A 20,856-nucleotide genomic window follows, 5' to 3' on the forward strand; every position below is an offset into this window, starting at 1 on the left:
GGAATGACCCTAGGAACTGGTGGCCTTGTAGCTCCCGTTGGAGACCTGATTATGGCCCACGGTATGGATCATTTCTTCACCGGTCTACAAACGGCCTTTTCTGGAAACCCAATAGATAACGTCTCACTATCCAGCTGCTACAAAAACTGGAAAGCCTGCTCAAACAGCTTTACAAGCTTCGTTAAAATCTATAAAGGAAGTGAGACAGTTGGGAGATATTCTGCGCTATCGGTGCGGTGATTTAAGGAGTTTCCAAAAGCATGAACAACAGGGCGTGCAAAAAGAGGGTGGATAAGAAGAGAGAAAAAGAGAGTCGTGACAACAATTTGAAGCATCAAGTTCTGGGCAGGAAATGTGTAGTATTCAGTAAAAAGCATGGTTGTTGCAATAGGGATGAGCCCTTTAGGAGACATGAAAGTAAAATACCCTATTGTTTTCCACCGATAGGGAGTTTTGATAAAGCTTGCTAAAACGGCGATGAAACGGACACCAAAAAGAAAGATCAGGGCAAAAAGGATCAGGGGCAATGTAAGCGTCTGCGACAGCACATGTAGAGAAAAGATCCCAAAAAAGATAAGGAGTAGGTAATAAAGGTAGGCTCCCTGCCGGCGCGCCAAATCAAAGAGAGTATTACAGAGGGGGCGAGCAAAATGGCCAAAGGTTAGCCCCGCAGCAATCACGCCAATGAAACCATTTGAATCGAAGAGATCACAAAAGGCAAAGATAGCGTAAGGAATCAGGAAAAGGCCACCTCTAAGTAAATGGTGATCTCCCCACCCAGTATCGAGAGCAGCTTTAGCCACAAGGCCGCAGATGTAACCGAGCCCTACACCGGCCAAGATAGGGAAGAAGATCCCGATAAAAAAATGAAAGGGATGGGTCAGGTGGACAAGTGAAAGGAGAAAGAATGCGAAGATCCCTGTAAAAGATCCTTCGACATTAACCATTTGTTGTATCCGCGAAGGAAGTACGGAAGAAAAGGCAGAAGGGGTTGTTTTTCCATCGATGATGAGAAGGGGTAAGATCGTTAAAAACGATTCTTCCAAGGTCAGTTGAAAGAAATGACGCATAAGGAGGATGCCCAAAATGAGTGTGACAACAAGGCCTATGGAAGGAAGTCTCTTCGATTGAAAGTGGAGGATTTTGGGAATATGGAGACGAGCACCGTCAATGAACAGAAAGAAGGTAAGCGCGACTTTTGCAACGGTTTCTAAAACAGTGATTGAGTGGCGCGGGCCAATAAATCCCCACCCAATTCCGAAAAGCAAACAAAGAAGAGGAATAAATGGAAGACGTCTGGAACCCCAGCCAATAAGGAGAAGAAAAAAACACATTAGAGCGATATCGGGAACTGTCATATACCTGACCCGATCGGAAGAAGATGGCTCACAAACTGTTGATAAATAAAGGATCCGATCCCAGCTCCAAGAAGAGGGCCAACAATAGGCACCCATGCATAATCCCAGTCAGAATCCCCTTTTCCCTGAATCGGAAAAAGTGCATGAACGATTCGAGGCCCCAGATCGCGAGCAGGATTGATTGCATACCCTGTCGGACCGCCAAGGGAAAGGCCAATGCTAAAAACGAGCAATCCAACAGCAAAAGGTCCTACGCCACTTCCAATTCCATTATGAATATTGAAAATGCCGAGAACACCAATCAAGAGCACCGCTGTTGCGATAACTTCGGTAATAAAATTCCACGATTTATGACGAATCGCGGGCTGCGTACAAAAAATGAGAAGTTTGTGGGTTTTGTTATCGCTTTTGCCAAAGTGCAAATAATACGATGCCCAAACAAGCACAGCCCCAATAAAAGCCCCGATAAGCTGAGCAATAATATAGGTGGGAACGAGATTCCACGCTGTCTTTCCAGCAACGGCAAGGCCAAAAGTGACTGCCGGATTAATATGTCCTCCACTCGCCCATCCAATGGTATAGACTGCGATCGAAACGGCGAACCCCCAACCGGTACTGATGACAATCCACCCCCCCTTTTCCCCCTTGGAGCGCTTTAATAACACGTTTGCTACAGACCCATCCCCCAATAGAACAAGAAGGAGTGTTCCAATCAACTCTCCCCAAAAAATACTCATCGCCATGAACCTATCCTACTATTATAAATGTCAGAGTTTTGAGGTGTTTTTTGTAATTGTGGGATAGGTTCATATCACTTCCAAAAGATTTTCGTTGACATATAGCACATTGAAATGGAGAGTACAAGTTATACCAATCATAGGAAATAAAGCATCAAATTGGCTTGAAGATTTTTGTAAAGAACGGTTCTTTTGATCTTGCTAACCACATGATGGTTAGCAAGATCAAAAGAACCGTTCTCTAGAAAAAGACCAAGAAGAATTTGACACTTTATTTCTTGTGATTGGTCTTATGGATGGTTATGAAATATATTTTGGCTTTAGACCAGGGAACTACGAGCTCAAGAGCCCTTGTGGTAACACAAGAAGGGACAATCATCGGTCGCGCACAGAAAGAATTCCGACAAATTTTTCCAAAACCAGGTTGGGTCGAGCATGACCCAATGGACATCTGGGCAACGCAAGCCTCTGTAATGACGGAAGCTATGAGTCGTGCACGTCTTACGATGAGGCAAATTGCCTCAATTGGAATCACGAACCAACGAGAAACGACGATCGTTTGGGATAAGAAAACCTCAATACCTGTTTACAATGCCATTGTCTGGCAAGATCGACGCACCACTCCCCTATGCAAAAAGCTAAAAGAAGATGGTGTTGAACCCATTTTCAAGAAAAAAACGGGACTTCTTCTCGACCCCTATTTTTCAGGAACAAAGATCCGATGGATATTAGACAACGTTGCAGAAGCAAAGGGAAAAGACTTAGCTTTTGGAACGGTAGATAGCTGGCTTGTTTGGAAAATGACGGAAGGAGCGCAGCACATTACCGATGCCACAAATGCATCCCGCACGCTTCTCTATAATATTTATGAAGGAAAATGGGATGAGGAACTTCTTAAAATCCTCGATATTCCTCGGGAGATACTCCCTGAAGTAAGGAGTTCCAGTGAAGTCTATGGTGAGTGCAGCGAAGACGTTTGTTCAACAACTATCCCCATAGGAGGGATAGCGGGAGACCAACAAGCAGCCCTTTTTGGTCAATCCTGCTTTGAAAAAGGAATGGGGAAAATCACCTATGGCACAGGATGTTTTATCCTCATGAATACAGGAAAAATCGCGCCACCTCCCAGCGAACATCTTCTAACTACAATTGCATACCAATTGAACGATGAGGTCCACTATGCTTTAGAAGGAAGCGTCTTCATTGGTGGAGCCGTGGTACAATGGCTCCGTGATTCACTAGGTATTATTGCCCGATCTGAAGATGTTGAATCCCTTGCAAAAAGTGTTTCATCTACTGAAGGAGTTGTTTTTGTCCCTGCCTTTGCCGGTCTAGGTGCACCTCACTGGGATCCTCAAGCTCGAGGGGTCATTTTGGGAATCACCCGAGGAACAACAGATGCTCATATTGCAAGAGCGGCTCTTGAAGGAATCGGATTCCGAGTTTCTGATATTTTAGAAGTGATTGAAGAAAGTGTGGCAGTCTCAGAGCTCCGCGTTGATGGGGGAGCAGTTTCTGATGATCTCTTAATGCAACTCCAATCCAACCTTGCAAACCTTCCTCTCATCCGTCCTCAATTTAAAGAACTCACAGCCCTCGGCGCTGCCTTTTTGGCTGGGCTCAGCGTTGGCTATTGGAAAGATCTAGAGGAATTAAAAGGTCTCTGGAAAGAAGATCGACGTTTTGATCCCGACCTTTCTGAAAGGGATAGGGTCAAAGAAAAGAAAAAATGGAAGCATGCAATTGAGTGCACAAAAATGTGGGGGAAAATCTATGATTAATACCAACACCTTTAACCATGCAGATTCAGAGGACATTTAAGTGAAACGGGATAAGATGATTCAAAGGCTTGGAGAAAAGTGGGATATCCTCATTATTGGTGGAGGAGCTACTGGGCTTGGTGCCGCAGTCGATGCCAGCTCCCGAGGACTTAAAACTCTCCTTGTTGAACAATCCGACTTTGCAAAAGCTACCTCAAGTCGAAGCACTAAACTCATCCATGGCGGCCTTCGCTACCTCCAACAGGGAAACCTTGCCCTTGTCTTGGAGGCACTGCGAGAACGAGGACGCTTGTGCCAAAATGCCCCCCACCTCATCTACCACCGCGCTTTTTTTGTTCCAAGTTATCATTGGTGGCAAGGTCCATTTTATGGAATCGGTCTCAAAATTTACGATATGCTTGCTGGAAAACTTGGGTTAGAGCCCTCACGCCACCTTTCTAAAGAAGAAACTCTTGGTGCTCTCCCCAATATTGAGTCAGAAGATCTCTATGGTGGAACCATTTATTATGATGGACAGTTTGATGATTCCCGCCTCGCAATTGCCCTTGCCCTAACCGCCGCTGATCATGAAGGGGCTCTTATCAACTATATGAAAGTGACAGGGCTCATCAAAGAAAACAACCATGTTGAAGGAGCCATTCTTCATGATGAAGAAACGGGAGAGACCTATGAGGTCCGAGCAAAAGTAGTGATCAATGCCACCGGGGTTTTCACAGATGAAGTGCGCCATATGGACGACCCTAGCGTGCAAAAAATTGTCCAACCGAGTCAAGGCGTTCATATCGTTTTAGATGACTCATTTTTAGAAAGTGAAACAGCGATTATGATTCCTCATATTGCAGACGGAAGAGTCCTCTTTATGGTTCCTTGGCTCGGAAAGGTTCTTGTTGGCACCACAGATACTCCCGTCAAAAATCCCGCTTTAGAACCGAAACCCCTGGAAGAAGAAATTTCTTTTATCCTCAAAGAAGCGGGGAAATACCTCGCAAGACCTCCAAAACATAGCGATATTCTCAGTACCTTTGCTGGGCTTCGCCCCCTTATTGCAGCCGAAGGAGGAAAAAAGACTGCAGCCCTTTCCCGTGACCATTCTATTCTAGTTTCAAATGCGGGTCTCATTACTATCGCTGGAGGTAAGTGGACTACCTATCGAAAGATGGCCGAAGATGTCATCGACAAAGCCCTTCTTGTTGGAGGCTTTGAAGAACACACCTGCAAAACAAAAACACTCAAGCTTCACGCATTTCTAGAAGACGCTGCCCCCCTTAATTCCTGGAGCACATATGGCAGCGATAAAGAAGCCATCGACAAGATCATTAAAGAAGACCCAAGCCTTGATCAATTTCTCCACTCCAAGCTTCCCTATCTAAAGGGAGAAGTGATCTGGCATGTTCGAGAGGAAATGGCCCGCACCGTTGAAGATGTACTATCCCGCCGCACGCGCTCTCTCCTTCTTGATGCCAAACTTGCCGTTAAAGTCGCCCCCCTTGTCGCCTCCCTAATAGCCCAAGAGCTTGGCCTTCCAACAACGTGGGAAGATGAGCAAGTCGCCTCTTTTAAAGAGCTGGCTTCAAACTATATTCTCTAGGTCACGCTCTAATTGAATATAAAGTAGTTTTTCCTTACCATACCCTGAATATTCAATTGTTGTTGGAGGCTGTTTTGTCTAAACGGTTTTTTATTCTCTCTTTGCTACTGACTTCTTTTCTGTTTTGTGATATTCCAACCCTCGAGCAAATCACGAAAAGCTCTCCACAGGAATGGATCCAAAGAGGCGATCGTTGGACTTTTAAGGACCGCTTTGAGGACCAGCGAGATGAAATATGTCCCCTATTAGACTCCATGGGAATGTTTGAGACCAAATGGGCAAGCGAAAAATATTATGACTATGCTTTTGTTCTAGGCGCTCTTCATGGAGCGGTCGAGATGCGCATCCATCATATCGTCGAAGAATGGAAGCGTGGGGTTCGGTTTGACAACGTTGTTTTTTTAACAGGAAAACGCCCTCTCCATATTGAAAAGGAAAAAAAAATTCTCTCTCTAAAAAACGAAACCGCAATGATGGTTCACGTCTGGGAAACAACAGAGATGCCTCCAGAATTGCGCGCAGTCCCCCTAACTATTGTCGATGCTCCTCCTCTTCCTTTGAGGGGCCGCCCCACGACAGAAAGTACCGTCTATGCATGGCTAGAGATGTCTCCTGAACTAGGCTCTATTCTCATGGTTTCCTCTCAACCTTATGTCAGATATCAAAAAGCTGTCTTAGGAACCCTTCTCCCTTTATTTGAAATTGAGGGAGTGGGCCAGGAAGGTGGACGCACCCTCCCTATTTCCATTCTTCTTGATACCATCGGCAAAGAAGTGACTTGGTCTAGGGCGCGCCCTTAGATACCACCTGTCAAGATGAGAGATTACAAGCAGAGCCTCTGCTTGTAAGAGTAAGCGAACAGATAAAGATCTTCCAAAAAGAGACGGGGAAACATCTAGAAGATAAGAAGATTGCCTGTTGGATTCGAAGAAAGCGATGGCAAGTGGAGAGGGCAATATCATGGCTTCAAAGAAAGTTTAAACGACTTGTTGTGCGTTAGAAAAGAAAATTAGATAGTGTCTGGAGATTATCGAGGTTGCCCCATTTTTAGTTGAAACTACTGTAGTCCCAACTTTTTAGGCTACTTGCTTTAGGCGTTCCTGATACGCTTTATAAACTCTTCTACTTCACTTTCAATCACTTGATGAAGTATCTTTCGCGCTCCTTCTCGCACGATTTCTTCTAATCCTTGTTGAAATTCTGGTAATTTATCACATTTTCCTTGAGCGTACTTATTTATGGAAAATTTATTCAACTTCCCAAGGATACGCTCATTTATTCCTAGGCACAACATTCGGTTATACCTCTAGGGCTCCCCCTCTCCCCTTATTCTTTTCATTCATTTTTCGATAAGCCCCATAAAATTCTTTCTTTGTAAAATTTTTATATGCTATAGTAGCGATACTATAGTGCCTTAACTTTAAATCCATAAAGGTAGGAAAGCTTGTTTTGATTGGCGTTGGAATTTGGAGCTCGTAGACAAGCACAAGTGGTTGTCTACAAGCGAAAATGGGAATACTGGTTAAAAGAGCAACATAGGTTTATTAATTTAAAGTTAAGACGCTATGAAATGTTTTTCTTTACTTGTATTAACTCTATGTGTGTTTAAAATGGAAGCAAAGCCTTGTGGATCTTGGAAGTCTCCTATCACCTCATCGATAATTGTAGAGTCTGCGATTAGGCTTGGTGAAATTGTTGTTGATGGAAACGATTTATACTGGAGCGAATCTCGCCCTGAAGAAAAGGGACGTTCTGTAATTGTAAAAGGTGGAAAGGACGTTCTTCCTGAACCCTACAACGCACGAACGCGCGTTCATGAATATGGAGGAGGCTCTTTCACGGTTTCAAATGAAGTACTCTATTTCTCCAATTTTAAAGATCAAGGATTTTATAAGCGCGATCGAAATGGAAAGATCGAAATGATTTGCTCTGGAGAGGGAATGCGGTACGCAAGTCCCATTTGTGATCGCTCTAGAAACGTCATTTATGCCATCCAAGAAGAACATCGCTCTGAGCATGACGTTGTCAATACTCTGGTAAAAATTGGAGGTAAGGTCGAAGTCATCCATGAGGGACACGACTTCTACTCTATGCCTGCCTTGCATCCTAAGGGGACCCACCTTGCTTTTATTACCTGGGACCATCCAAACATGCCCTGGGATGGTTCGACACTGTGGGTAGGAGAACTCACCAAAGAAGGTTCTCTTAAAAATGTAAAGTCTGTTGCAGGAGGAGAGAGTGAATCTATCTTTCAACCAACGTGGAGCCCTGATGGTGTTTTGCATTTTGTCTCGGATCGTTCCGGATGGTGGAATCTCTATCGAATGGGTGTAGATGGAGTTGAAGCTCTCTATCCCATGGAGGCAGAGTTTGGTCAACCTGTTTGGGTCTTCAGGATGTCTAATTATGGGTTTCTTCAGGACGGAAGAATTGCATGTGTCTATACTGTTTCGGGAACTGACTATTTGGGGATTTTGGATCCTGAGAAAAAGTCTCTTGAAAAGATTGATCTCCCCTTCACAAGTTATGGCGGCTTCACTATTGCAGGAATGCATCTATATTTTACGGGAGCTTCCCCCGTCGAAATGCGCACATTGATCCGTTACGATGTGGCCTCTAAGGATGTGGAGCGGATCCGAAAGTCAAAGGATTTAAATATCGATTCCGGGTACCTTTCTGTTCCTGAAACATTGGAATTCCCAACTGAAGGGGGCAAAAACTCCTATGCTTTTTACTACCCTCCAAAAAATAAGGACTATAAAGGAACAGATCTCCCCCCCCTAATTGTTAAAAGTCATGGAGGCCCTACAGCACGCGTTTCAGCAAGCTTGAATTTGGAGATTCAGTTTTGGACCTCAAGGGGCATTGGGGTCTTGGATGTCAACTATGGAGGAAGCACTGGCTACGGCCGCGCATACCGCGAGCGCCTTAAAGATAGCTGGGGAATCGTTGATGTTGATGATTGCTGCAACGGGGCTCTTTTCCTTGCTAAGGAGGGATGTGTTGATAAAGAACGCATGGCGATTAAAGGCGGAAGCGCAGGAGGTTACACAACTCTAGCTGCTTTGACCTTTCGAGATGTTTTTAAGGCTGGAGCAAGCTACTATGGGGTGAGTGATTTAGAAGCTCTTGCCACCGATACCCATAAATTTGAATCAAGATACCTAGATAAACTGATTGGTCCCTATCCACAGGCAAAAAAACGCTATATTGAACTAAGTCCTATTCACCATACTGAGAAATTATCCTGTCCAGTGATCTTATTGCAGGGGGCTGAGGATAAAATTGTCCCTCCTGCCCAAGCTGAAATGATGTTCAACGCTTTAAATAAGAAGGGCATTCCCGTGGCTTATCTTTTATTCGAAGGAGAGCAACACGGTTTCCGCGCTTCTAAAAATATTATGCGTGCCCTCGATGCTGAGCTTTACTTCTACGGTAAGATCTTTGGTTTTTCCCCTGCTGATACCCTTGAACCCTTAACCATCCACAATTACCCATGAAGCTATCTATATTCATTCTAGCCTTTCTAGCCTTTCCTCTTCTTGCTGTGCAAGAGGGCATTTACATCCAATTTCAAGAGGCAGAGCAAGAATCTCAAAAGCAAGATCCCATAGAGGATAGCTATCAAAATCTTCTATTAAAGCGTATTGAAGCACCCTCTGAAGAAAAAGAAATGACGCTCCAACAGCGGATTGCCAACTACTTTGGAACCTTTGTTACTTCTTCTCCCTATCCAGGGGTCCGTGCAACATTTGAAGGAACAGAGCTTATGGCAAGTCTCTCAAATGTCAATAAAGACCTGCAGATTTTGCTTGAGCTTGCAGAATCGACAAAGTACATGCAGGAAAAAGGAATCCCTTTCCCCATCAATCCTCGGATCTTCCTGAGTGGTGAGATTGAATTTACAGGGTTTGTACAAAAAGACGCGAGAGGTCGTGCTCAAAGTGATCTAGATATCACAGATGCTGAGGTAGATTTTCTAATTGTTGTTGCCCCCTGGCTCTATGGTTTCATAGGGCTGGAGTATGATAACTCCGTCGACTCTGCCTTAAGTAGCTCTCGAATTGCGAGTTCTCGCTTTCATGCCGACTCCCTTTTTATCACGTTTGGAGACTTCTCAAAAGAGTCGTGGTATGGAACGCTTGGTCAAACCTATGTTCCCTATGGACAATATACAACCTATGCAGCTGTCCACAATCCTTTAACACGTGTTCTTTTTAGAACACTTGCTCGAGATATTACTTTAGGGTTCTTCAATGATACAGTTCAATTTGCTGCGTTTGTTTTTAAGGGAGATAGTCATGCGGATTCTGGAAACAATATCAACAATTATGGGGTTAACCTAGGGTTTCATTTTAACGTCAAGAAACTCGATTGCAAGCTTGCTGTTGGCGCAGTGCGTAATATTGCTGATTCAACGGGAATGCAAGAGGCTTTTGGCGACCCTTCTAATACGGAAAAGCTCCGCCATATTGTTCCTGGCCTCAATGCCAATGGAAATTTTTCCATCGGAGACTGGACACTGCTATGCGAATATAACCAGACGCTTCGTCCCTTTAACCCAAATGACGCAGCTTTTAGCACAAATGGAACCTCTTTTAAAGGGGCAAAACCCATCGCCTTTGATACAGAACTTGCATATGCCTTTAAAATAGCAGCAATGCCTAGCTCTCTTGCTTTGGGATATTCAAGAAGTTATGAGGCTTTGGCTTTTAATGTTCCCAAAGAAAGAATCACACTCACTTGGGCAACCTACGTTTTCCGAGGAAACCTTCTCAGCGTTGAACTGAATTCCGATAAACTTTATGACAAGAAGAATCGCGCTGCTGGAAATGTTGTGACAGGACTCCCCTACTTTATCAATCCTAGAAACCTTGGGCACCGCGACTACACTCTTTCCATCGACTACCTCCTCTATTTTTAGCTCTGGGACACTAGGTTAATTTTACTTAAAGATGGAAATTCGTTATCAATCTAAAAGTAAATGGTTTATGAATTTTAACTCCTTCATCTTTAGTCATTTCTGACCAAAGCAATACAAAAAATTCTATTTTCTATCTCTCAAACTTGTTAAGATCTAAACTTCTTTAACCATTAGCGTTCATAAAAAGAATGAAACATAAGATCTTCACATCTCTTTTCCTTCTCTCTCAACTTGGCGCCCCTTTGGTTGGCGAAGAAGTTCTTCATTTCGATACGACCCCTCCAGAAAGTGAAGAGAAATCCCTGACTGTCAATTTTCAGGATGTTTCCATGTTGGAATTCCTCCGATTTGTGAGCACTGTTGCTGAAAGAAACTTTATTTACGATGAAAAGATCCTAGATTTTAATATTAGCCTCGTCACAGGAAAGGCAACTGACCCCGAAAACATTTTGAAAATCATGGTTGAACTGCTCGAAAAGCAAGGAATTCGTACAGAGAAGCGTGGCGACTACTACCTTGTCGAGAAGATAGAAGAGTGGGAACTGGAAGAACGGAAAGAGTTGAAACTCGCGAAAATTCGCGGCCAGAGGGAAGGGAAGGGAGAATTTCGTTTGGTCAATGATAAGCCGGGAAACCAGTTTCTCACCCCTTACGAATATGAAAAGAAGGGAGAATTTCATGTCTACAAATTGCAATACCACGTAGGAAATGAGATTCTCACAGCGATCAAAAGTGTCGCTGTCAGTATGAAAGCAAACCCCAGTGCATCAAAAGAGCTAGTCCAAGCAATTGGATCGATGCAGTGGGTAGAATCTACGAATTCTATCCTCTACTCTGGAACAGAAGAGAGTATCGAAGAGCTCACATCTCTCATTTCGAGTTTAGATGTCCCAAAAAAGCAAGTCTTTATCGAGGTTCTCGTGATCGAAACTAACGTAAAGAAAGGGCTCGAGTTTGGACTCGAATGGGGAGCAGGTGGGCAATATCGTAACAAATTTGGGTATGGACTTGGTAATTTCCCGGCCGCTCCGAAACAGGCACCTTTTGCAAACACTTTGCAACAGATAAATGCATCAAATACCCCCACAGGAACCGACCAGTTCCCATTGGGACGCGGGTTTGATCTCGGAGTGCTCGGGGATATTATCCTCCATAAGGGACAATCGTACCTTTCACTCGGATCTCTTGTTTCAGCTCTTGAGGCTGATGGAGACAGTACGATCATCTTGAATCAGAAAATCATTACTCAAGACAACAAACTTTCCCGCATATTCGTGGGAGACAATATTGCCTTCACGGGATCTGTCGTTGAAACCGTGGGAGCAAGCCAACAAACTTCTGCGAATATTGAGTACCGTGATGTTGGAGTAAAACTTAATATCACTCCCCTTTTGGGTGATGAAGATGTGATTACATTAGAGATTTCGGAAGAGATCACCAATGTTATTCCAAGCCACAATAGCGTTGCTGACTCCGTTAATGGAATCAACACAACCAAAACCGATATGGCAACGCAAGTTCATGTTCCTGATCAAAGCTTTCTCGTCTTAAGTGGTATGATCCGCAATACAAAGAGAGAGCGAAAGTCAGGGATCCCCTGCATGGGAGGGCTTCCTCTCATCGGAGCAGCCTTTAGTAAAACAACGACTGACGATGAAAAGCGCAATGTGATTGTCTTTGTCCGCCCTCAGATTATTCACTCCGGACAAGAGTATCGAAACGTAACAGCCTATCAAGAAAACCAATTCAAAGGTCAATCAGCAAATCCTTCCCATTTTCAGATGGGAGTCGACATGTTGAAAAAAGAAGACGAAACATATGGAACCAATCAACAACCTCCTAAACTCAGAATCACAGCAGACTCAGAAAGTAGTCGATCGTGATCCCGCTCATTGGAAAACCTTTATTGCTCAGTTCTCTAAAGTCGAGGAAAAGGTCTTCCTCAGAAATATGACTCAACATTTCTCACAAATGATTGCACGCGACTTGAGGAAGATGAAAGAAAGCCTCCGTAAAATGCGAGAAGATAACCGTTAAACACTTGCGTGATACTTCTATACTTTGCTATATGTAAAAAAATTTTATATATACGAGGTATCACCGGTGTCTTGGCCAAAGTCCCTTATCCTGTCTTTGTTCACTCTTCCCCTTTTTGCCAATCCCATTGGGGTCAGCGGAAAAGCTCAGCTGTCCCATGGAAAAATAACACTCTTATTGTTAAAACCGAGCAAGAGAAAACCATTCTAAAGTGGAAAAATTTTTCGATCAAGAAGGGAGAAACAACCCATTTTATTCAACCCTCGGAAGTTTCCGTAACTCTTAACCGCGTTCTGGGGGAAACCCTTCTGAAATTTTGGGCATGCTCCAGTCAAATGGTCACCTCTACCTAATAAACTCCAATGAACTTCTTATAGGTAAAGGCGCTTGCATTAATACCACCTCTTTTATTAGATCAACCTTTGATGTTCTTGATAGCGACTTCCTAAACGGGGAAAACCTAGAGTTTATAGGAAACTCGATGTCTTCGATTATAAACTATGGAACCATCCATACTAAAGATGGTGACGCGCTTTTGATTGCTCGGCATGTTGAAAACCACGGGGTTTTAGAGGCAAAAGGAGGACGAGCAGGCGCAATAGGATGTAGCTCTCTTCTATAGATTAATTGTTTTATTTTAGTTATAATCAATACTCCTGGAAAAGTTCATCTATTCCACATCGATATTTTCTTCGCTTAGATTTTGCCTGAGCCCACTTGTATTCAATTGGATTTAAATCAGGAGAATATGGAGGGAGATATTCTAAGGTATGCCCTGCAGCTTTAATCCTTTGCTGCATAAATTCACCTTTATGGAACGCAGCATTATCCATAACTATTTCGAAGCATGTCATGCGCAAATCCACTCTCATCAATATATACAATTGGCATTCCCAATTTTTTATATTTTGCGATCTTTTCCAAAAAAAATTTCTCTTTTTTTTTCGCAAGCTTTGGGATGGTTTAGTGTTTTTTTATAGCTGATTTTTAGCCGCTTCATCGCACTACAAATGCCTGAGGCGATTACGTTTAAACGATTGGCTCGTTCATAGCAGAAGGCATCTGGATATTCTTCGATGTCCCCCATTAAAGTCTCTTTATCAATCTTGATCGCAGGTCTATTCTTAGTTTGTTTGGGCTCTATTTGTTTAGACCAAAGAAATAAACTGTTGATGCTTACACCAAAACGTTTTGCTGCTTGTGCAAAGCTCAATTTTTCTTTGCTTCGAATTGACAGTGCTTTTTTTCTAAAATCCAATGAATAGGCCACTCAAAAAATTATAACTAAAATAAAAAATTTTAGATATGCTATATCCGAAGACAAGATGATACCCGTGCGAATAACAATAACCGCACTTACCTTGCTTGGTAATAGAAAATTGATAATAATTTCTTAACTGAATAGAGTAGTGAAATGATCCGAAAAACCTTAATAGCTGCAATAGCACTCGTTCTTCCTCTTGGAGCCGTGGAACAACATTTCCCTAGCCTCGTGTATCCGCAGGAATCGGAAGAGGTTCTAGCAAGCCATTTTAAAGGGATTGTACTGATGGGATCAAATCGATCCGTCGGGAATGTCCATGTAGAAAACATCTCGGGGGTCAAGTTTGTTGACCTTAAGATCCCAACAGGTGAAAGCGTGCTTGAACGCTATCTTCAAGATTATTTAGGACTCCCTGTAACGGTGAGCCGAATTCAAGATGTTAAGCGAACCATTATCGATTTCTATCGCAAAGCCAACAGACCCATCGTATACGTTGAAGTCCCCTCTCAAGCGATATCATTGGGAGTGTTAGAGCTCGTTGTTTATGAAGGCAAACTCCGCGAGGTCCATTGCAGCGGCAATAAGCACTTTAAGGATGAACGCCTGATTGGATATGTGAAGAATAAGCAAGGGGAGAGCCTTGATATGGATCAGCTTTTCAAAGACCTTGAGTGGATGAACCGAAATCCTTTTAGACAAACAAATTCCATTTTTACTCCAGCTGAGCAAACCGGAGTCACAGATATCGAACTCGTGACGGATGATCGCTTTCCTTGGCGCTTTTTTGCTGGAGTCGATAATACTGGTATCCACCAAGCAGGGCGTACGCGTTATTTTGCAGGTTTTAACTGGGGAAATGTTTTTAATCTTGACCATGTTCTGTCATTTCAATTCACGACAGGAAGCGATATTGATAAGTACTGGTCAACATCTCTTCATTACTTAGCTCCCCTTCCCTGGCGTCATACTTTGGTTGCTTATGGAGGCTACTCTCATATTAAGGCTGACCTAGAAACTCCCGGAATGCGGACCAAGGGGTATAGTGCGCAGACAAGCCTCCGCTATGAAATGCCAGTTAGACCTCTTATCAACTTCTTGGAAGATTTCTTAGTAGGAGCAGATTATAAGCGAACGAATACTAGCCTCACCCAAGATGGAACACTTTTTTTTGATCAATCTGTCAATATTTTCCAGCTTATGGTTAGCTACAACGGAGGTTATGAGGGAGAATGGTATAAGGTTTCGGGAACAATTGAAGTCTATGGCTCTTCTGGGAATTGGCTTCCTGATCAGAGCCGCAAGCGGTATGAAGAGCTCCGACCAGGAGCCAATAATTCCTATATTTATACCCGGCTTGCTGTCGCCCCCATCTTTAACCTCAAGTATGATTTCCAAATACAGACCAAGCTCCGTGGTCAAGTCTCGAGTATAAACCTTCTTGCGAGTGAACAGTTTGCCTTAGGAGGCTGGGACACTGTTCGTGGATACCAAGTTCGAGAAGTGAACGCTGATAATGTCTTTATTTTTAACATCGAGCTCCGATCCCCTTCAATTAAGGTGATAGGGAACCACAAAAAGGTTGTAAAAGACGAGCTCCGCTTCCTAGTCTTTATGGATTATGCCTACGGAAGCAACCATGAAATTTTCCCCGGTGAAGTCAATCATAACAATCTAATGGGTGTGGGCCCGAGTGTCAGATATAATCTTCCTCATTACCTAACCTTTAGAGGAGACCTCGGTTACAAAGTCTGGCAACCTGCATGATCAGACAACCACACACGCTGGAGGTTTGAATTTGGCCTCGTCGCAAGTTACTAGAATATTTCCAGTCTTCACTGTTTTATTCCTAGGTTACTTAGGGTTTTCTTTAGCACTCCCCCTCTTCCCTCCTCTTTTTTTAGAACCTGCACATAGTTTTTTCCCCGCCTCGATGGGAACAGGAACCCGAAGAATTTTATTGGGTGTCCTATTTTCTGTCTATCCAATGGGTCAGTTTATAGGAGCCTCAATCCTAGGAAAACTTTCTGATAAATATGGAAGAAAACCGATTTTATTGATTTCTCTTCTTGCTGTAATTCCAGCATTTATTGGATCAGCACTTTCAATTCTCTATACTCTTCCTCTCTTTCTATTTGTGAGCCGATTTTTTAGTGGTCTCCTAGAAGGCAATATTGTAATTGCTCAAGCAGCTGTTGCCGATGTCAGTGAAAGTTCAAAAGCAAAAACAAAAAACTTTGGATGGATTGTCTCCTTAAGCAGTACTGCATTTTTCTTTGGCCCTTTGATTGGGGGGAAACTTGCCTACTCTACAATTGTTCCTTGGTTCCATTATGATACTCCCTTTTGGTGTGCTGCGATTTTGACATTCATTGGTTTTCTCATTGTTTTTCATCTGTTTAAAGAAACGCACTCTCCTGAGAGGAAAATAGAGATAACTCTTAAGACAATTATCCGATCCTTTACAGAGGGGCTAAAGTATCAACCTCTTAGGGTGATATTTTCTGCGAACTTTTTTGTCTTTTCAGCAATGTTTTTCTTTTTGAACTTTTTCTCTGCTTATCTCGTAAACCGGTTCGACTTTTCTTTCTCATTGCTTGGGGAAATCAATGCATACCTTTCAATTCCTTTTATCATTGCCCCCTTTTTCTTCGGCCTTTTTGCAAAATGGTGGACCTCAAGACAATCGATGCTCCTCGGCTCTCTTTTTACCTGTATCAGCTATTTAATCTTTGTGATGCCCACCTCTCCATGGGCTCTTATCTTTACCATCCTTCCTGTTGGGTTCTTTCTGTCAATGGGGTTTGCCTTCCCTGCGATCATGGTTTCGGATACCGTGAGCAAACAGCGGCAGGGACAATCTCTAGGAACCAACCAGTCTCTGCAAGTTTTTGCTGAAGCAGCAACTGCACTTGCCGGTGGCTTTTTTATGGCAAAAAACAATAGCTTCCCCATTTATGCAGGAGCTGTATGCGCGGTGATTGCAGCTCTCATCCTATTCATTAAACCTCAATGCCCTGCAGGGGGAAGCTGATCAGCAGGAAGATGTTTCCGTTTCTTAAAGAAAAAGGGAAGAATAATAAGCAGCATAAAAACCCATCCTCCCAACCAAAAAATATCGTTTAGAGAAAGCATCATTGCTTGATTCCATGCTATGGTATCAACGACTGTTAACGCCTTCTTTCCCATAATCCCATACTGTTTTAAATCAGCAAACAGCTCCTTACTAACGGGGTTGTGCTGATTAATGCTATCGACAATGTTGCTGTGGTGATGCGTTCCTCTTCGCTCCCACACCGTAACGAAAATAGATGTCCCCACCCCTCCCATTAATATTCTGAGAAAATGAAACATCCCCTGCCCCATTGCAAGTTTCTCAGCGGGAACGCGGGCGAAAGTAATTGCAGTGATGGGAGCAAGCCACGTACAAATCCCGATTCCAAGGAGTAATCTTGACAGCGCAATGATCTCAAGGGAGACAGCTGTTGTAAATGTACTATAATAGAAGAGAACAACTCCATAACTGAAGAAAGAGAGAGCGACCAGATATTTTAGCCGGACCCTATTCATGAGTTTCGCCACTAGTATCACTGTAAAAAATGGGAGGATTCCCATCGTAGAAACGGCAAGCCCAGCAACTTGCGCTGTATATCCCATCATCTCTTGAAGCCAAAGAGGGGTGATGACAATCACACCAAAAAGAACCATATAGGATAATGCCGTAATAACCGTACCAATAAAAAAATTTCGGTTTTTAAACATCCGAAGATCCATAATCGGCGTACCATGTGTCAGTTCCCAGATAAAGAGAAAAACAAAGGAAGCAACCGAAACAACAGTAAGGGCAATGATAATATTTGAACGCCACCAGTCAAGTTCTTGTCCCTGGTCTAGAATGATTTGAAGAGCAGAAACAGCAAAAGCCAAAAGAAGGATCCCCCAGCCATCAATACGAACTTTTTCAGTCTTTGTTTCTCTTTTCTTATATAAAGAACGGATCACCAAAACACAAAAAATCCCCACGGGGATATTAATAAAAAAGATCCAGGGCCACGAGTAATTAAACGTGATCCAGCCACCAAGAATAGGCCCGGCAATGGGTCCAACAACAGCGACCATGTTCCATAATGCGAGGGCTAGATTCTTCTTTTCTTTTGGAAAAGTCATAATCATTAAGCTTTGAGAAAGCGGAATCATAGGACCTGCAACAACCCCTTGGATGAAACGCATGATCACGAGCATATTCATGTTAATTGACATTCCACAAAGCCATGATAATAAAGTGAATAGAGTCACAGAAAGCACCATAACGCGAATCGATCCCAAGCGACGTGTCAAAAATCCTGTTAGAGGAAGAGCTATGGCATTTCCGACAGCAAACATGGTAATTACCCATGTTCCATCATTGACGCTAGTTGCTAAGTCCCCTGCAATATAGGGAATGGAGACGTTAGCAATGGAGTAGTCAAGAACTTGCATGAAGGTGCAGAGAGAAAGCGCAATGGCTCCAAGAAAAAGAGTGATTCCCGTTAAAGGATTACCGTTCATAGCTGCCAGCGTTTTCCAAAATGATTTGGTCGATAATTTTCATCGCTCCCTCTTCTTGCTGGCTATAAATGTTTGTCTGATATATTGGATGTATCCGTGTCGCTTCGGCAAGGATGGGTCCTGAAGTGTCATGGATATCAACAGTCACATTCATGGAAAGGCCCAACCAAAGAGGGTGCTTCTTTAGCTGATTCGGATCTAGACTCACACGAACAGGAACTCGTTGAACAATCTTGATCCAATTTCCCGTTGCATTTTGAGGAGGAAGGGCAGAGAAGACGCTCCCTGTCCCGGGGTTGATTCCTACAATTTTCCCATGGAATACCACGCCGCTCCCATAAATATCTGAGATAAGGCGAACACTCTGTCCAATTCTTACCTTTGAAAGTTGAACTTCTTTATAGTTAGCATCTACCCAAAGTTCATTTAGAGGAATAATAGCCATCAAAGGCTCCGACACTCCAACGTATTCTCCAAGCTGGGCTGAGCGCATCGCAACGTACCCACCGCTTGGCGCTAAAATCGAGCACCGTTGAAGGTTAACATAAGCATCTTTGACGCCATCTGCCGCTTTTTTTACCAGAGGATGAGTTCTAACGGTTGTGTTCTGCACTTTTGCGTAGGCTGACTGCAGAAGTAAGTATGTGGCCCTACGAGCAGCTTGAGCACCCACAAAGTCAGCTTCAACATGTTCAAACTCTTCTCGAGAAACCCCTCCGACCCCCACGAGATTAACCCGATTTTTATAGTCTTTTTCTGCTTTGAATAACTCAGCATCTTTCTGCTCAAGATCGGCTTCTAACTCTTCAACTCTAAGAAACATCTGTACAACTGAGCGTACCGAATCCCCAAGCTCACTTTTTTTCATTTTGTAAGCAATCTGGTAATCGGTTTTATCCAGCTCGATTAGAACCTGCCCCTCTTCAACAAGGTCAGTATTGTCAATGTTAATAGACGTCACAATTCCAGGAACCTGAGGTGTAAGTTCAATCATGTTTCCATGAACATATGCATCATCTGTAAACTTCTCAAAACGGAGAATGGTAAACCAATAAAGAAAAACCGCTATTCCAATCAGGATAAAACCTACAGAAACCCAAAGAAGGATCATGTTTCTCTTCTTGTTTGATACAACTTTATCTGTCATGGTACCCACCACCTAATGCCTTAATCAATTGAAGCACTGCTAAATAGCGCTCATTTTCTTTTTCCACATCTTTTATCCCCTGATTCATCGCTGCAACTTGTTTATCTATAACCGTTAAGTAATCATCAAGCCCATTGTCATATCGCTCATTTGTCAGCTGCGAAATGTGCATGGTTTTTTCAAACACTTGCGCTTGCAAACCGCTCTCTTGATTTGCTGCTTCTAAAATTTTAATCTGATCAGAAACTTCCTTAGCTGCCTGAAGAAGAAGCGCATTATAATCATGAACCGCAGCATCATAAGTTGCATATTTTTCGTTTAGCTGCGCTGTAAGCTTTCCTCCTGCAAAAAGAGGAAGATTGATAGCTGGAGAAAGTGCTGCAGCATAACTATCCGAGATGAAGAGGTTGTTCCACTTTAGGCTTTCCAGACCAGCGATTGCAGTAAGGTTGATATTAGGGAAAAATGCGGCTTTTGCAGCACTAATCAAATGGGCTGCAGCTTCGACAGTCCAGATCTGAGCCATAAGATCCGGGCGCCGAGATAAAAGATTCACGGGAATATTCTCAGGAATTAGAAATGGCCGATCAAAAGCAAGTGTTGGCGTTGTAATCTCCCATCCATCATCAGGCCCTAGTCCCATGAGAATTTTAATTTGGCTAAGGTTAAGATCAGCTTCTTTTTCATAAGCAACAACGTTCTCTTCAGCAGAGAGAAGATTTGCATTGGCAAGGTCCACCATCATCTGGTCATCTAAGCCATTCAAAAACCGCAGCTCAGTCAATTCAAGATAGACCTTTTGAGCTTCTGCTAAAGCCATACTAAATTGAAGATTTTGAAGGTTTGCAGCATAATTGATGTAGGTTTCTGCAAGCGTCGCAGTAATAATCAGTAGGGATTCTGACATTTCAGCAGCTTGAGCTCTTGCTTGCCCCATTGCCGCGCGGTACTTATTTCTATTTTTCCCAAATAGATCAATTTCATATTCGAAGTTTAGCGCTAGATAAACTTGATTAATCACTGCAGGAACCGCTGACGAAGGAAATCTATCCAAGCTATCTTTGCTAAGGTGTTCATAATTGTCGTTAAAGCTTGCTCTAAACTGAGGCAAAAGAACAGAGCGCATCTTTTGGGCTTCTTCTTGCGCTGCCCGGACTCGGGAAACCGCTGCCAATAAACCAGGATTGTTTTCAATTGCTACTTCCATAATTTCAGAAAGCTGTCCATCCTCAAAAAGCGTCCACCAATTGTATGCAGGCCACTCTCCTTCTGCAAAGTTAGGAGTATTAAGAGCCGAATCAATTGCAGGAGAAACATCTACAGTTTCTATCATTTCAGGTTCATGCTTTCTTTTCTTTAATGCTGCACAACTTTCAAACAAAAATAAAAACAAAAAACAAAAAGGAGTTATTAACGAAAACATTCTCAATTTCATCATAACCTTTTAATAAAAGATCTTTGTTTTTTATAGAATG

At 43.0% G+C, this 20,856-nt stretch carries 18 protein-coding genes; 10 read left to right on the plus strand and 8 right to left on the minus strand.

The genetic code is table 11. From position 1 onward, the window contains the following. Positions 1 to 188 precede the first annotated feature (188 nt). Together R2I63_RS01230 and R2I63_RS01235 are read right to left on the minus strand one after the other, a co-directional pair. A complete protein-coding gene (locus tag R2I63_RS01230) occupies positions 189 to 1,358 on the minus strand; it encodes a cation:proton antiporter domain-containing protein (RefSeq protein WP_316357971.1) in 1,170 nt (389 codons plus the stop codon). Further along, positions 1,355 to 2,095 (minus strand): MIP/aquaporin family protein, encoded by a 741-nt coding sequence (locus R2I63_RS01235; RefSeq protein ID WP_445083697.1) that lies wholly within the window; start codon positions 2,093 to 2,095, stop codon positions 1,355 to 1,357. The genes R2I63_RS01230 and R2I63_RS01235 overlap by 4 nt, the downstream gene beginning before the upstream one ends. Positions 2,096 to 2,391: 296 nt before the next feature. Between R2I63_RS01235 and glpK the strand changes: the two genes are divergently transcribed. From glpK to R2I63_RS01250, 3 genes are all read left to right on the plus strand, one after another. Next, positions 2,392 to 3,876 carry a glycerol kinase GlpK gene (glpK, locus tag R2I63_RS01240; protein WP_445083649.1) on the plus strand — a complete coding sequence of 495 codons (1,485 nt, stop codon included), beginning with the start codon at positions 2,392 to 2,394 and terminating at the stop codon, positions 3,874 to 3,876. 40 nt (positions 3,877 to 3,916) lie between these two features. Beyond that, entirely contained in the window at positions 3,917 to 5,464 is a 1,548-nt protein-coding gene (locus tag R2I63_RS01245; RefSeq protein WP_316357978.1) for a glycerol-3-phosphate dehydrogenase/oxidase, read from the plus strand. A 74-nt stretch (positions 5,465 to 5,538) separates the two neighbouring features. Further along, positions 5,539 to 6,264 carry a hypothetical protein gene (locus tag R2I63_RS01250; protein ID WP_316357983.1) on the plus strand — a complete coding sequence of 242 codons (726 nt, stop codon included), beginning with the start codon at positions 5,539 to 5,541 and terminating at the stop codon, positions 6,262 to 6,264. Between the two features lie 290 nt (positions 6,265 to 6,554). On the opposite strand, the gene R2I63_RS01255 is transcribed toward R2I63_RS01250, so the two are convergent. Next, positions 6,555 to 6,758 carry a hypothetical protein gene (locus tag R2I63_RS01255; protein ID WP_316357987.1) on the minus strand — a complete coding sequence of 68 codons (204 nt, stop codon included), beginning with the start codon at positions 6,756 to 6,758 and terminating at the stop codon, positions 6,555 to 6,557. Positions 6,759 to 7,074: 316 nt separating this feature from the next. Here R2I63_RS01255 and R2I63_RS01260 point away from each other — a divergent pair, with 316 nt between their 5' ends. The 5 genes from R2I63_RS01260 (at position 7,075) to R2I63_RS01280 (ending at position 13,047) form a co-directional block, all read left to right on the plus strand. Then, positions 7,075 to 8,964: a S9 family peptidase gene (locus R2I63_RS01260; protein WP_316357991.1), complete on the plus strand. Its 1,890-nt coding sequence runs from the start codon at positions 7,075 to 7,077 to the stop codon at positions 8,962 to 8,964. Continuing rightward, on the plus strand, positions 8,961 to 10,388 hold the full coding sequence (locus R2I63_RS01265) for an LbtU family siderophore porin (protein ID WP_316357994.1): 1,428 nt from the start codon (positions 8,961 to 8,963) through the stop codon (positions 10,386 to 10,388). Before R2I63_RS01260 ends, R2I63_RS01265 begins: the two co-directional genes overlap by 4 nt. A 188-nt stretch (positions 10,389 to 10,576) precedes the next feature. After that, positions 10,577 to 12,271: a type II secretion system protein GspD gene (locus R2I63_RS01270; protein ID WP_316357997.1), complete on the plus strand. Its 1,695-nt coding sequence runs from the start codon at positions 10,577 to 10,579 to the stop codon at positions 12,269 to 12,271. Positions 12,272 to 12,496: 225 nt separating this feature from the next. Beyond that, positions 12,497 to 12,778, plus strand: a complete 282-nt coding sequence (locus tag R2I63_RS01275) for a hypothetical protein (protein WP_316357998.1) — start codon at positions 12,497 to 12,499, stop codon at positions 12,776 to 12,778. Beyond that, the gene (locus tag R2I63_RS01280; protein WP_316358000.1) at positions 12,748 to 13,047 is read left to right on the plus strand and encodes a hypothetical protein; all 300 of its coding nucleotides are present in this window, start codon (positions 12,748 to 12,750) and stop codon (positions 13,045 to 13,047) included. The genes R2I63_RS01275 and R2I63_RS01280 overlap by 31 nt, the downstream gene beginning before the upstream one ends. A 25-nt stretch (positions 13,048 to 13,072) precedes the next feature. Here the strand turns inward: R2I63_RS01280 and R2I63_RS01285 are convergent, their stop codons facing one another. Further along, on the minus strand, positions 13,073 to 13,279 hold the full coding sequence (locus R2I63_RS01285) for a transposase (protein WP_316358002.1): 207 nt from the start codon (positions 13,277 to 13,279) through the stop codon (positions 13,073 to 13,075). A 47-nt stretch (positions 13,280 to 13,326) separates the two neighbouring features. After that, on the minus strand, positions 13,327 to 13,695 hold the full coding sequence (locus R2I63_RS01290) for an IS630 transposase-related protein (RefSeq protein ID WP_316358006.1): 369 nt from the start codon (positions 13,693 to 13,695) through the stop codon (positions 13,327 to 13,329). A gap of 144 nt (positions 13,696 to 13,839) precedes the next feature. On the opposite strand from R2I63_RS01290, the gene R2I63_RS01295 reads away from it, so the two are divergent. Then, positions 13,840 to 15,453, plus strand: coding sequence for a ShlB/FhaC/HecB family hemolysin secretion/activation protein (locus R2I63_RS01295; RefSeq protein ID WP_316358007.1), 1,614 nt, complete (start codon positions 13,840 to 13,842; stop codon positions 15,451 to 15,453). A 31-nt stretch (positions 15,454 to 15,484) separates the two neighbouring features. Then, positions 15,485 to 16,720, plus strand: coding sequence for an MFS transporter (locus tag R2I63_RS01300; protein ID WP_316358010.1), 1,236 nt, complete (start codon positions 15,485 to 15,487; stop codon positions 16,718 to 16,720). Here R2I63_RS01300 and R2I63_RS01305 read toward each other — a convergent pair. Genes R2I63_RS01305 through R2I63_RS01315 form a run of 3 tightly spaced genes read right to left on the minus strand, consistent with a single transcriptional unit; the run spans position 16,696 to position 20,819 of the window. Beyond that, positions 16,696 to 18,234: a DHA2 family efflux MFS transporter permease subunit gene (locus R2I63_RS01305; protein WP_316358012.1), complete on the minus strand. Its 1,539-nt coding sequence runs from the start codon at positions 18,232 to 18,234 to the stop codon at positions 16,696 to 16,698. The genes R2I63_RS01300 and R2I63_RS01305 overlap by 25 nt on opposite strands. Next, a complete protein-coding gene (locus R2I63_RS01310) occupies positions 18,224 to 19,381 on the minus strand; it encodes an HlyD family secretion protein (protein WP_316358013.1) in 1,158 nt (385 codons plus the stop codon). The genes R2I63_RS01305 and R2I63_RS01310 overlap by 11 nt, the downstream gene beginning before the upstream one ends. Next, a complete protein-coding gene (locus R2I63_RS01315) occupies positions 19,371 to 20,819 on the minus strand; it encodes an efflux transporter outer membrane subunit (protein WP_316358015.1) in 1,449 nt (482 codons plus the stop codon). The genes R2I63_RS01310 and R2I63_RS01315 overlap by 11 nt, the downstream gene beginning before the upstream one ends. Positions 20,820 to 20,856 lie beyond the last annotated feature (37 nt).

This window comes from Candidatus Neptunochlamydia sp. REUL1, assembly GCF_963457595.1.
In the GTDB taxonomy this organism is placed as follows: Bacteria; Chlamydiota; Chlamydiia; order Chlamydiales; family Simkaniaceae; genus Neptunichlamydia.

Bases quoted from the DNA above. Each gene is read 5' to 3' on its own strand.
- R2I63_RS01230 (WP_316357971.1), bottom strand. From the start codon at position 1,358: ATGACAGTTCCCGATATCGCTCTAATGTGTTTTTTTCTTCTCCTTATT.
- R2I63_RS01235 (WP_445083697.1), bottom strand. From the start codon at position 2,095: ATGAGTATTTTTTGGGGAGAGTTGATTGGAACACTCCTTCTTGTTCTA.
- glpK (WP_445083649.1), top strand. From the start codon at position 2,392: ATGGTTATGAAATATATTTTGGCTTTAGACCAGGGAACTACGAGCTCA.
- R2I63_RS01255 (WP_316357987.1), bottom strand. From the start codon at position 6,758: ATGTTGTGCCTAGGAATAAATGAGCGTATCCTTGGGAAGTTGAATAAA.
- R2I63_RS01260 (WP_316357991.1), top strand. From the start codon at position 7,075: ATGGAAGCAAAGCCTTGTGGATCTTGGAAGTCTCCTATCACCTCATCG.
- R2I63_RS01265 (WP_316357994.1), top strand. From the start codon at position 8,961: ATGAAGCTATCTATATTCATTCTAGCCTTTCTAGCCTTTCCTCTTCTT.
- R2I63_RS01270 (WP_316357997.1), top strand. From the start codon at position 10,577: ATGAAACATAAGATCTTCACATCTCTTTTCCTTCTCTCTCAACTTGGC.
- R2I63_RS01280 (WP_316358000.1), top strand. From the start codon at position 12,748: ATGCTCCAGTCAAATGGTCACCTCTACCTAATAAACTCCAATGAACTT.
- R2I63_RS01285 (WP_316358002.1), bottom strand. From the start codon at position 13,279: ATGACATGCTTCGAAATAGTTATGGATAATGCTGCGTTCCATAAAGGT.
- R2I63_RS01295 (WP_316358007.1), top strand. From the start codon at position 13,840: ATGATCCGAAAAACCTTAATAGCTGCAATAGCACTCGTTCTTCCTCTT.
- R2I63_RS01305 (WP_316358012.1), bottom strand. From the start codon at position 18,234: ATGAACGGTAATCCTTTAACGGGAATCACTCTTTTTCTTGGAGCCATT.
- R2I63_RS01310 (WP_316358013.1), bottom strand. From the start codon at position 19,381: ATGACAGATAAAGTTGTATCAAACAAGAAGAGAAACATGATCCTTCTT.
- R2I63_RS01315 (WP_316358015.1), bottom strand. From the start codon at position 20,819: ATGATGAAATTGAGAATGTTTTCGTTAATAACTCCTTTTTGTTTTTTG.